Source organism: Staphylococcus sp. EG-SA-17 (genome assembly GCF_017151845.1).
GTDB lineage: Bacteria > Bacillota > Bacilli > Staphylococcales > Staphylococcaceae > Staphylococcus > Staphylococcus aureus.
In genome coordinates, this window is the sequence record NZ_JACVZO010000033.1 from 17,724 (window position 1) to 29,745 (window position 12,022).

General features: G+C 32.2%; 10 protein-coding genes. 1 reads left to right on the plus strand and 9 read right to left on the minus strand.

Annotated features, from left to right (window positions below):
- Window positions 1-4 precede the first annotated feature (4 nt).
- The 9 genes from mutL to IDG65_RS12345 form a co-directional block, all read right to left on the minus strand.
- Window positions 5-2,014, minus strand: a complete 2,010-nt coding sequence (gene mutL, locus IDG65_RS12305; protein ID WP_000516260.1) for a DNA mismatch repair endonuclease MutL — start codon at window positions 2,012-2,014, stop codon at window positions 5-7.
- A gap of 12 nt (window positions 2,015-2,026) precedes the next feature.
- Window positions 2,027-4,645: a DNA mismatch repair protein MutS gene (mutS, locus tag IDG65_RS12310; RefSeq protein ID WP_000073352.1), complete on the minus strand. Its 2,619-nt coding sequence runs from the start codon at window positions 4,643-4,645 to the stop codon at window positions 2,027-2,029.
- Between the two features lie 302 nt (window positions 4,646-4,947).
- The gene (thiW, locus tag IDG65_RS12315) at window positions 4,948-5,439 is read right to left on the minus strand and encodes an energy coupling factor transporter S component ThiW (protein ID WP_000842277.1); all 492 of its coding nucleotides are present in this window, start codon (window positions 5,437-5,439) and stop codon (window positions 4,948-4,950) included.
- A 26-nt stretch (window positions 5,440-5,465) separates the two neighbouring features.
- On the minus strand, window positions 5,466-5,831 hold the full coding sequence (locus tag IDG65_RS12320; protein WP_000282386.1) for a YlbF/YmcA family competence regulator: 366 nt from the start codon (window positions 5,829-5,831) through the stop codon (window positions 5,466-5,468).
- The gene (gene miaB / locus IDG65_RS12325) at window positions 5,832-7,376 is read right to left on the minus strand and encodes a tRNA (N6-isopentenyl adenosine(37)-C2)-methylthiotransferase MiaB (RefSeq protein ID WP_001001521.1); all 1,545 of its coding nucleotides are present in this window, start codon (window positions 7,374-7,376) and stop codon (window positions 5,832-5,834) included.
- Between the two features lie 133 nt (window positions 7,377-7,509).
- The gene (locus tag IDG65_RS12330) at window positions 7,510-7,803 is read right to left on the minus strand and encodes a thiamine-binding protein (protein ID WP_000655666.1); all 294 of its coding nucleotides are present in this window, start codon (window positions 7,801-7,803) and stop codon (window positions 7,510-7,512) included.
- Window positions 7,804-7,896: 93 nt separating this feature from the next.
- Entirely contained in the window at window positions 7,897-8,763 is an 867-nt protein-coding gene (locus IDG65_RS12335) for a 2-oxoacid:ferredoxin oxidoreductase subunit beta (RefSeq protein ID WP_000190138.1), read from the minus strand.
- Window positions 8,764-10,524 carry a 2-oxoacid:acceptor oxidoreductase subunit alpha gene (locus IDG65_RS12340; protein ID WP_052997695.1) on the minus strand — a complete coding sequence of 587 codons (1,761 nt, stop codon included), beginning with the start codon at window positions 10,522-10,524 and terminating at the stop codon, window positions 8,764-8,766.
- Window positions 10,525-10,663: 139 nt separating this feature from the next.
- Window positions 10,664-11,461, minus strand: a complete 798-nt coding sequence (locus IDG65_RS12345; protein ID WP_001222105.1) for a TIGR00282 family metallophosphoesterase — start codon at window positions 11,459-11,461, stop codon at window positions 10,664-10,666.
- A gap of 173 nt (window positions 11,462-11,634) precedes the next feature.
- On the opposite strand from IDG65_RS12345, the gene IDG65_RS12350 reads away from it, so the two are divergent.
- Window positions 11,635-11,850: a hypothetical protein gene (locus IDG65_RS12350; RefSeq protein ID WP_000026308.1), complete on the plus strand. Its 216-nt coding sequence runs from the start codon at window positions 11,635-11,637 to the stop codon at window positions 11,848-11,850.
- Window positions 11,851-12,022: the final 172 nt, after the last annotated feature.

A 12,022-nucleotide genomic window follows, 5' to 3' on the forward strand; every position in this document is an offset into this window, starting at 1 on the left:
CTCTCTACATCACACGCTTAAATAATTTTTCTAATTCGTATTTTGAAAAATTAATGATTATTGGACGACCATGTGGACATGTAAATGGATCTTCCGCTTCTCTTAATTGATCAATTAAATCAGACATTTCATGTTTTTGTAAATAATGATTCGCTTTAATGGATTTTTTACATGACATCATGATTGCTACATCTTCACGTAATTTTTTGATATCTACTTTTTTCTCTTCCAAAATTAGCTCAATCATATCTTTAATAATTTCTTCTACTTCATCTTTAGGGAACCAAACTGGATAGCTACTTACAATATAATCATGACCACCAAAATGTTCTAACATGATACCTACTTGTTGAAGCTCATTTTTATATTGATCAATGACTAATTGTTCATCTTTTGAAAAATGAAATGTTAACGGGATTAATAAATCTTGTACTTCATTGGTAACCTCACCTATTTTATCTCGAAAATATTCATATTTTATTCTTTCTTGAGCTGCATGCTGGTCAATCATGTACATGCCAAATTCATTTTGAGCAATAATATACGTTCCATGTACTTGTCCAACAATTTCCATATATGGAATTCTTCGTTTAGGGTCTTTACTTTTTGTTCCTTTAATATCGTTTACATCATAATAATCATCAGACGCTTTATTCTCATAATTTTGCACAGTTGTATCATCATTTGAATCAAATGTTTGATCCATTTCTTGTAAAATTTCTTGTTGTTTTTTGAAGTAGTCTTCATCTTTTTCACGTGTATTATTATAACCAGAAGATTCATCATCAGCTATTAAACTTTCAGATGTTTTCGTTACGAATGGATTATATGAATCTTCTTTTATAACTATCTCATCGTTTTGATTTTCTTCCATAAATGGCTTACTGTTACTTTCTTCAGATGAAAACGTCTTCTCTTGGTTATTCTCTGTGTTTTGTCTTTGTTCAAATTCGATTTTTTGTTGTTCGAATGAATGTAATACTTTATTTTTTTTTGGCACATAATCCAAGTTATTTTTAGGAATTAATATACGGTCTTTAAATGCTTCTTGTATTTTGCTCACAATCAATTGGTATAGTTGCTCTTCTTTTGATAAACGCACTTCTAGTTTTGTTGGATGAACATTTACGTCTACTAAGATTGGATCCATTTCAATATTAATATAACAAATCGGGAACCTACCTATTGTTAAGAGTGTATGATAGCCTTCTAAAATCGCTTTATTTAGCATAAAGTTTTTAATGTATCGTCCATTAATAAAAATAGAAATATAGTGCTTATTACTTCTAGAATGTTCAGGCTTTGCAACAAAACCTTCAATGTGATAATCACTTGTATCTCCAGATATATGTACTAAATCTCGTGCAACTTTCATCCCATAAATCTCTGCCATCACTTCATTAGTTCGTCCTGAACCATTTGTACTTAACATTGTTTTGCCATCTGAAATGAGTGCTATTCGAATGTCCGGATGGCTCATTGCCATTCTGTTGACAATATCTGTTATTTTACCTAGTTCAGTGTATAAACTTTTAATATATTTTAAACGTGCTGGTGTATTATAAAATAATGATTCTACAAGTATATCTGTTCCTTTTTTCGCTTTTGCAGGCTTATGATTTAATATTTCACCATTTTCTACATATATTTCATTTCCATTAGCATTATCCGTGCAAGTCTTCAATGTTACTTTAGCAACTGATGAAATACTGGCTAGTGCTTCACCACGGAATCCTAATGTCCTAATATGAAATAAATCTTCATCTTGATCTAATTTACTAGTCGCATGTCTATGAAATACTAATCCTAAGTCTTCCGCTTCAATTCCGCTTCCATTATCGACTACGCGAATAGATTGGACGCCAGATTCCTCTACTTCAATGCTTATTTCTGTAGCGCCTGCATCTATAGCATTTTCCAACAGTTCTTTCACAACAGAACTCGGTCTTTCAACTACTTCACCTGCTGCGATTTTATTTGCTAATGAGGTTTGGAGTTCTTTAATTTTCCCCATTTTGCAACACCTCTATTTTAATTGATTTTGTAATTCACTTAACTTCACCAATGCCTCAATTGGTGTCATATTAGATAAATTCAAATTTTTAATTTGTAGTTCAATCTCGCTTTCTTGATCATTTTCAAACAAATCAAATGATGCTTGTTCAAAGTCTTTTTGAGATAAAGTATCAGTTGTTTCTTCAACACTTAAGTTTAAATTTTCTTGATTAATTTCAGGTTCATTTTCGACCATTTTTAAATTTGATATCGATGATTTTTTACCAGCAGACGCTTCAAACTCGCTTAGGATCACTTGTGCTCTGCTAATAACTTTTTCAGGTAAATCAGCTAATTTCGCAACTTGAATACCATAACTATCGTCAACTGCACCATCTTTGACTTTATGCAAGAATATAAGTTCACCTTTATATTCATTAGCAGCGACGTGAACATTTTTTAGACTTGGTAATGCTTGATCTAATGTTGTCAATTCATGATAATGTGTTGAAAATAACGTTTTAGCATGTGATGTTTCAGCTACATACTCTATCATTGCCTGCGCTAAAGCTAAACCGTCATACGTTGAAGTACCACGTCCAATTTCATCGAAAATAATCAAACTATCCTCTGTTGCATAAGTTAATGCCTTTTGTGCTTCTAGCATTTCTACCATAAACGTACTCTTACCTGAAACCAAATCATCTGCCGCACCTATTCTAGTGAATATTTGATCAAATATAGGTAACACTGCCTCTTTACAAGGGACATAAGCTCCCATTTGGGCCATTATACTAATTATGGCAACTTGTCTCATATATGTCGATTTACCAGACATATTCGGACCTGTAATTAAATATATAAATGTTTCATTATCTAATCGACAATTATTAGGCACATAGTCATTATAATCCATTACTCTTTCCACTACTGGGTGCCTAGATTCCACTAATTCTAATGTTTTATTTTCACTAAATGAAGGCCTAGTGTAATTATATTTTTGAGCAATTTCTGCAAAGCTCTGTAAACAATCTAGCTCTGAAATAATTTTAGCTTGTTGTTGTAAACGTTCAGTATATTTTTTAACTTCTTCACGTAGCTGAACAAATAATTGATATTCTAATTCGATGGCTTTGTCTTCCGCACCTAAAATGATATCTTCTTTTTCTTTAAGTTCATCAGTTATAAAACGTTCCGCATTCGATAACGTTTGCTTCCTCATATAACCAAATTCACTTGGTTCAAAATTTTGCAAGTTGGCACGTGTTATTTCTATAAAATAACCAAACACTTTATTAAAGCTTATTTTCAATGATTTTATTCCTGTACGTTGTCTTTCTTTGGCTTGTAATTCTGCTAACCATGTTTTTCCGTTTTTTGAAGCTTCAAGATATTCATCTAATTGCGTATTAAAACCAACTTTGAATAGTCCGCCATCTTTAACTGAAATTGGTGGTTCTTCTACTAAACTCTGTTCTAATATATCAAGTAAATCATCAAGGGGTTCTAGTTGATTAACTTGTACAAGAGTATTCTGATTCATAGAATTTAGTAATGCTTTAATATTCGGTATTTCAGAAATGGAATGTTTAAGTTGAATTAAATCTCTCGCATTAACATTTCCATAACTAACACGCCCAACAAGACGTTCAATATCATACACTTGATTAAGATATGTTCTTAAGGTGTCTCTTTCTATGAAATGAGCACTAAATTCATCAACGATATCTAATCGTGCTTCAATTTGTTCTTTACTTATTAGTGGTCTATCTATCCATTGTTTTAAGCGGCGTGCTCCCATTGGTGTTTTCGTTTCGTCCATTAGCCAAAGTAGCGTTCCTTTTTTTGATTTTAATCGAATGCTTTCCGTTAACTCAAGGTTTCTCTTAGCATAAAAATCCATTTTCATATAATCTATAGCTGCATATTGAACAACATCCTCGATATGCGATAAATCACGTTTTTGTGTATGATGAATATAATCTAGCAATAATTGTGTCGCTTGATACATTAATTTATGTTCAGTTTGATTCACACTATAGATTTCTGATGATAACGTTTCCCTGACTGTTATTGTTTCTGTCACCATATTAATTTGTCTTTTTAAATTATCGGAAATATTGTCATTGATAACAACTTCGTTAGGGTTTATCGTCGTAATTTCATTTAATAAAGTCGCTTCATCATTAAAATGTGTAACCTTTAATTCGCCAGTAGAAACATCACAGTAACTAAGCGCAATTTCAGGTTGATTCATAACAAAACTTAAAATATAGTTATTTTGTTTATCATCTACACCACCTTGCTCCATCACAGTTCCTGGAGTCACAATTCTTACTACCTCACGTCTAACCATACCTTTCGTTTGTTTCGGATCTTCCATCTGTTCACAAATAGCTACTTTATATCCATTATTAACAAGTGTATCTATATAACTATCTGCAGAATGATACGGAACACCACACATCGGAATTGGATTTTCTTTTTTAGCATCTCTTTTAGTTAAAGTAATTTCAAGTACACGTGATGCCTCCTTGGCATCTTCATAAAACATTTCATAGAAATCACCTAGTCTAAAAAATAATAAGCAATCTTGGTATTCTGATTTTATTTTTAAATATTGCTGCATCATTGGTGTAACATTAGACATATTATTTCTTCACAACCCTTGTCTCTTTTTAAAATTTGTCTTTACAATATATTCGTTTGTAAGCTTTCTAATTATTAATTATTTAACTTATACATTTTAACATACTTACTTTTACAAACCTATTCATACCATATAATCACGAAGCATCTTAAATGTATAAGAAAACGCCTCAAACCTAATAAAATGTGTCAATAGCATGTTTAGAATTAAATTAAAATTCTAACATTCAAGACATTTAATTAAGTAAGGGCGTTCAATATTAAAATGAACAATGACTCTGTTTGAAATCATATATCATAAAATTATTTTATAAACCTTTGAAGAATACCACGTTTTTTTAGAGTAATTAATAAGAAATAACTTATAATAGATCCGATAGCACTTGAGACTATGAACGTAATCATTAACGGTTTAATGAAGAAGTCTTGAAGCCCAAGGAAATATGCTAATGGTATACAAATTAAACTTCCGATGACACCAGTTCCAAGTACTTCACCGACCGCGGCCATGAATATATGTTTACGATATATGTAAAACATACTAGCCAATAAAACTCCAATCATACTACCTGGAAATGCAAAAGCTGTACCAGTACCAAAAAGAACTCTTAAAATTGATGATATAAGCGCTTGAGCTAATCCATACCAAGGACCTACTATGACCGCACTTAATACATTTACAAAATGCTGTACTGGTGCTGCCTTAACTGGTCCTAGAGGAATGATGATAATACTGCTTAATACAACATTTATTGCAATTAAAAGTGCAGTTATAGCCAGTTTTCTTGATTTCATATGATTGTTCTCCTTTTTGTTTGTAATTAATCACTATGCTTGGCTTTATTATGGTCATTTAAACGTGTTTCCATTGTTGATACAAACATTTTCAATAATTGATTCGCTTCATATTGTGAAGTTTGAAACTGTTCAACTATGGGCAATGTATTTATTTCTGCTTCTATACTTTGAATGGTATGTTCCGACTGTTCTAGCGCATTTTGTTTCCCGTAATTTTGAAAGTTTACTGCTTGTTTTTGATGCTTTTTTAACATATCCATTTTAGTCTTTATCGTTTGGTTCTGATGAATCTGTGCTTCAATTTGTTGATATGTTTTGATAGTATCCAAATTTTTAATTTTATTTGCAATATTATCCGCTTGTTTCAACACGTCATCTTTATTATACATTTATTGAATCACCATTTCCGGCTCTACTTCCTTTACAAAACTGCCATTTAATGAATACTGTTTAGCTTCATCTATTCGTACTTCCACTAGTTTACCAATCATTTCTTTAGGCGCTTTGAAATTAACTAGCTTATTTTTATCAGTGTAGCCAGCAAGAACCTGATCATCTTTTTTACTACTACCTTCACAAAGTACTGTTACAGTTTGTCCTTCGTACTTACTCATAGCTATTTGTGAATAATGACCAACTTTTTTATTCAAACGTTGCAATCGTTCCTTTTTGACATCTAAAGGTACATTATCTTTCATTTTAGCAGCAGGCGTACCATCACGTTGTGAATACAAATACGTATATGCATGTTCAAAACCAACTTCATCATACAGAGTTAAAGTTTCTTCAAATTGTTCCTCTGATTCATTTGGATACCCTACAATAATATCTGTAGTTAATGCTACATTAGGAATTCTATCTTTGATTCGTTTTACTAAATCCAAATAACTTTCTCGTGTATATTTTCTACCCATTATTTTTAATACTGCATTATTTCCAGATTGAACTGGCAAGTGGATATGCGGAACGATATTACCACCCTCTGAAATAACATCAATCATGTGATCTGTAAAGTCCCAAGGATGACTTGTTGTGAAACGAACTCTTGGAATCGCTATTTTAGAAATTGCTTGTAAAAGATCTCCTAAGTCATATTCTATATCCTGTAAATCTTTACCATAAGAATTTACATTTTGACCTAAAAGCGTTATTTCTTTGTAACCTTCACGAGCAAGTTCACGTACTTCATCTATAATGTCTTCAGGTCTGCGGCTTCGTTCTTTACCTCTTGTAAATGGAACAATACAATATGTACAAAACTTATCACAACCATACATAATATTGACCCATGCTTTAATGTTGCCTTCACGGACTTTTGGAAGATTTTCAATAACGTCTCCTTCTTTAGACCATACTTCAACAACCATTGCTTTAGATAAGTATGCTTCTTCTAAAATTTCTGGTAAATGATGAATATTATGTGTACCAAATATCATATCTACATTTTGATACGATTTTAAAATTTTATTCACTACTGACTCTTCTTGTGACATACAACCACAAACACCGATTAAAATATCAGGTCGTTCTTTTTTCAAATGCTTCAAATTACCTATTTCACTAAACACTTTGTTCTCGGCATTTTCTCTAATCGCACATGTATTAATTAAAATAACATCTGCAGTGTTAATATCAGTCGTTGCTTGATAGCCTAATGCTTCAAGTATACCAGCAATGACCTCAGTGTCATGTGCATTCATTTGACATCCATATGTTTTAATTAAAAATGTACGCTCGTTCCCCATACCGCGATATTTTTCATCAATTTGGAAATCTCTATTATAACGAACTTCTTGTTTACCTCTTTTTTTCGCTTCTTTTAAATTAGGCGGCTGATAAACATGTTCAAAATATTTACTATAATCTTTTTCTGCTTTCTTATCTCTCTCAGCTAAAACATCTACAGAACTTGCTTTTCTTTGTTCTTCGTTCACTTTACAAAATCCTTTCTATTTGCCCGTATCATTTAATAATTATATTAAATTTAACTATAAAGTGCAAAAACAGTTAAAGTTATACGTCATCTCTAACAAGCCAATTCAAATCCAGTTTACTTCACTTTTAATGTTATTCATCATATTTTTCAGTTAAAGTTTCAATAGTGATGCCATCTGGCACATGATAAAACTTAACTTGGCTAATAATACTTGGACATTCAAGTTCCACCATTCGTTCATTTAATGATTGTATTAAAATTAAACATTCATTCATATTTCCTTGTACTGTCGTTTCTAACGGACCTACTCTAAAATGCAAACCAGATTCGTCAATTATTTTAATCGCCTCGTCTACGTAAGGAATAACATTGTCATTGTTTGGTGTTTTAGGAATTATTTGTATACTCATTAATGTGTCTTTCATTTTTAAAAACTCCTTTATTTTTTGTAATAGTAAAAAACTGAGTAGCATAAATGGATCTGTTATAAATACATTTATACGACTCAGTTTTAATTATTAAATAAATTGTTCAGTTAATGCATTGAAGGTGTCTTCAGTAATTTTGATATCTCTTTTAGCAAGTGGTGTATCATCTAACTCTTTAATTTGAGATTCATATGATGGTGTTTCTTTATCTTGATAAACAATACCAGTTACTAAAGATTCATGTTCAATAACAGTTTTAGTCGCTAATTGTTTATCTGTAGAATCATAATTTTCAATGTCATCAACACTTGTTAAATGTTCTTTAAACCAATCGTATGTGTTAATTTTATTATAAGTCACACAAGGTGAAAAGACATTAACGAATGAAAATCCATCATGATTAATTGCATCTTCAATTAGTTTTGTTAATCCTTTAATATCGCTTGAAAAACCTTGGGCTACAAATGTGGCACCAGATGATAATGCTAATTCTAAAGGCGCAACATTTTTTTCTATATTACCTTTTGGCGTTGTTTTAGTAACAAATCCTACTGCTGATGACGGCGATGTTTGTCCCTTTGTCAAACCATAAATTTGATTATCCATGACTATATACGTCATGTTCATATTTCTTCTTAAAGCATGGATTGTATGCCCCATACCTATAGCATAACCATCACCATCTCCTCCAGATGCAATAACAGTTAAATCTTTATTCGCCATTTTTACACCTTGAGCTAAAGGTAATGCACGTCCGTGAATAGAATGAACGCCATAAGAATTAATATATCCTGAAAGACGGCCAGAACATCCTATACCGGTGATGATAGCTACTTCTTCAGGTTCTAGCCCTATATTTGCGGCTGCTTTTTGAATTGCAGCTTGTACTGAGAAATCGCCACATCCAGGGCACCAGTTAGGCTTAACATTATTTCTAAAATCTTTAAATGTCGCCATCTATACCATCTCCTTTATTTCAGTAGCAATTATTTTGCCTTTTTCTTCGATTTCATGTGGTAGGAAAGGTGTCCCATCATACTTTGTATAATTTTCAATCTTATCATGAATATTGACATTCATTTTTATAATACTAGACAATTGTCCTTGATAATTGTGCTCCACTACAACGACTTTCTTCGCTTTATTAACTGCATCTTGAATAACGCTTGTTGGGAATGGATGCAATTGTCTAATTTGTATAGTGTTAACTTTTATGCCTTGTTGATTCAAACGGTTACTACCTTCTTGAATTGCACCTTTTGTAGAAATAAAACCGATATAAAGAATATCTGCATCTTCATGTTGTAAGTTAGCTTCTACTGGCAATTCAATTAGTAACTGCTCAATTTTACGCATTCGTTTTTCCATTTGTTGTTGTCTATTTGATGCAGATTCACTAGGTTTACCTTCTTCATTGTGTTCCACACCAGTTATATGATGAATACCTCCTTTAATACCGGGGATAGGTCTAGGAGAAACACCATTGGATGTTAACGCATAACGCTTGAAATAACCTTTATCATCTTCTTCACGTTCAATATCAGATTGAATGATTTCACCACGTTTAATTTCAATGCGATTATAATCTAATTTTTCAACAGTTTGTTTACCTAAAGATAATTGCAAATCACTTAGAACTATAACAGGGCATTGATATTGTTCTGCTAAATTAAAGGCTTCCATAGTTAAATAAAATGCATCTTCTGCATCAGTTGGTGCTACAACAATTTTTGGAATATCACCATGTGTACCATAAATCATTTGCATTAAATCTGACTGTTCTTGTTTCGTAGGTAATCCAGTAGAAGGTCCACCTCGTTGGGTATTAATAATGACTAATGGCGTTTCAGTCATACCAGATAATCCAATTGCTTCCATCATTAAAGATAAACCTGGACCAGCACTAGCCGTAAACGCTCTGACTCCACCATAATTTGCACCAATAGCCATAGTTACAGCAGCAATTTCATCTTCTGTTTGAATAACCGCTCCGTTTACTTTAGATATATTGGCAATCATATATTCCATAACTTCAGACGCAGGTGTAATAGGATATGCCGCCATAAATTGCGAACCTGCAGCAATTGCACCTAATCCAATGGCATCGTTACCAATCATATATAGATGTGGTAGTACATCTGTTGACTCTAATTCAAAGTCCCCGTAGATTTCAGGTAAGCGAGATTGCATTAATTGATAACCTTCGTTTAATGCTTGGATATTGACTTCAACTACCTTGTCACCTTTTTTAGAAAACATATTAGTAATAAGTTCTTCAAATGTATTTGTATTCAAATTCATCAATGCGCTAGTAGCACCTATTGCAACCATGTTTTTCATTAATGCTGTACCTAATTCTTTAGCGGTTGCTGTAAAAGGTAATTCAATAAGCTGTGCATGACATCCTTCTGGTTTCACAGGTTTAGCCTTGGCATCAGCTAAAATAATACTGTCTTCTCTCATTTCATGATGGTTAACATCAATTGTTTCTTGGTCAAATGCAATCAAAATATCTAAATCATCACTAATTGCATGAACAGGCGTCGTAGAAACTCTAATTTTATTATTCGTATGTCCACCTTTGATACGACTTGAAAAATGTCTATATCCATATAAATAATATCCTTTTCTATTCATAGCCGTAGCGAAGATTTCCCCAGTTGATTCAATACCTTCGCCTTGTTGACCGCCAACTTTCCACGATAATTGTGGTTTCATAGTTATATGCCTCCTATGGATATATTTCATATTAAATGATAACAAAAAGAACCACCGATTTACTATGTAAACAGTGGTACTATATTAAATTCATACTAATGGACGATAGGGTCCAATTCGAATGTTTACTTACGTAATTTTAAAATGTTGAAAATGGATGGTCATCATTTATCAATATACGTTCGATGTGCTTCGTTTTACCTTCTTTGTCTAAATCAATAACAACACCAGATAATACACTTCTACCTTCATTTGGAACAACATGTCTTTGTGGCAAACTAGTGATAAAACGCTCAATTACCTCTGTTTTATTTATTCCTAAAATGCCGTCATAAAAACCTGTCATACCAACATCCGTTATATACCCTGTCCCCTTTGGTAAAATACGTTCATCTGCTGTTTGAATGTGTGTATGCGTTCCAACAACAGCGCTAGCTCTACCATCTAAATGCCATCCCATTGCATACTTTTCAGAAGTTGTTTCTGCATGAAAATCAACAAATATAAACGGAGTTTGTTCTTGTGCTTCCTTGACTAATTGATCTGCCTTTTTAAAAGGATCATCAATATCTGGCATAAACGCTCTTCCTTGCAGATTAATAACTGCAAGTTTAATATCATTAATTTGTATAAATCTCATACCAATTCCCGGCGCTTCATCCGGAAAATTCGCTGGTCTTACTAGTCGTTTTGCTTCATCTATAAAATCATAAATTTCACGTTGACCATATGTGTGATTACCCATAGTCATGAAATCTACACCATTTCTTAGTAATTGTTTATATATTTTTTCAGTCAAACCTTTACCATGTGCTGCATTTTCAGCATTTACAATTGTAACTGTTGGTTTATACTTTTGCTTCAGTTGAGGTATGTACGTTTCAATTGCGTCTCGTCCAATTTTACCTACGATATCCCCTATAAACATTATTCTCATGTTTTGTTCATCCTCTCATAAATACTAGTTTAATTCATACGTTCTAATATTTAAAGTAAATATTAAATTCTTTGAATTATTTTTCTTCAATTATAAAGAGACATTACTTTGTCTGAAAACTTCAATATGTTAGTATTAAGACATCAAAATAAATAGGAGTTGTAAATAAATACATGTCTATTAATATTGATCCAGAAAAATTTGCAGAATTAGTGGTTATGTCTAACCCATCAAAATTCGAAGATGCAGAGGATATAGCTAAAGAAAGTTTAAAGCTTTACATTAATGCATATCGTTTAGCAGAGAGATATTCAACAATTGCAACAAATTGTTATGATACTGCAGAAGTTATAAAAGAATTAAAGAAAACAGATTTACAATTAAAATAACTCAACTTAGAAATAAATCCTAATTAATATTACAGAGGCTGGGACATAAATCCCTAAAAAAAACAGCAGTAAGATAATTTTCAATTAGAAAATATCTTACTGCTGTTCTCTATTTATACAATACTTCGTATTGAATGGCTTCGCTTTCCTAGGGTGCCGTCTCAGCCTCGGT

Excerpts from the sequence above, each read along its gene's own strand:
- mutL (WP_000516260.1), bottom strand. The coding sequence starts at position 2,014 with ATGGGGAAAATTAAAGAACTCCAAACCTCATTAGCAAATAAAATCGCA.
- mutS (WP_000073352.1), bottom strand. The coding sequence starts at position 4,645 with ATGTCTAATGTTACACCAATGATGCAGCAATATTTAAAAATAAAATCA.
- thiW (WP_000842277.1), bottom strand. The coding sequence starts at position 5,439 with ATGAAATCAAGAAAACTGGCTATAACTGCACTTTTAATTGCAATAAAT.
- IDG65_RS12320 (WP_000282386.1), bottom strand. The coding sequence starts at position 5,831 with ATGTATAATAAAGATGACGTGTTGAAACAAGCGGATAATATTGCAAAT.
- IDG65_RS12330 (WP_000655666.1), bottom strand. The coding sequence starts at position 7,803 with ATGAAAGACACATTAATGAGTATACAAATAATTCCTAAAACACCAAAC.
- IDG65_RS12335 (WP_000190138.1), bottom strand. The coding sequence starts at position 8,763 with ATGGCGACATTTAAAGATTTTAGAAATAATGTTAAGCCTAACTGGTGC.
- IDG65_RS12340 (WP_052997695.1), bottom strand. The coding sequence starts at position 10,524 with ATGAAACCACAATTATCGTGGAAAGTTGGCGGTCAACAAGGCGAAGGT.
- IDG65_RS12345 (WP_001222105.1), bottom strand. The coding sequence starts at position 11,461 with ATGAGAATAATGTTTATAGGGGATATCGTAGGTAAAATTGGACGAGAC.
- IDG65_RS12350 (WP_000026308.1), top strand. The coding sequence starts at position 11,635 with ATGTCTATTAATATTGATCCAGAAAAATTTGCAGAATTAGTGGTTATG.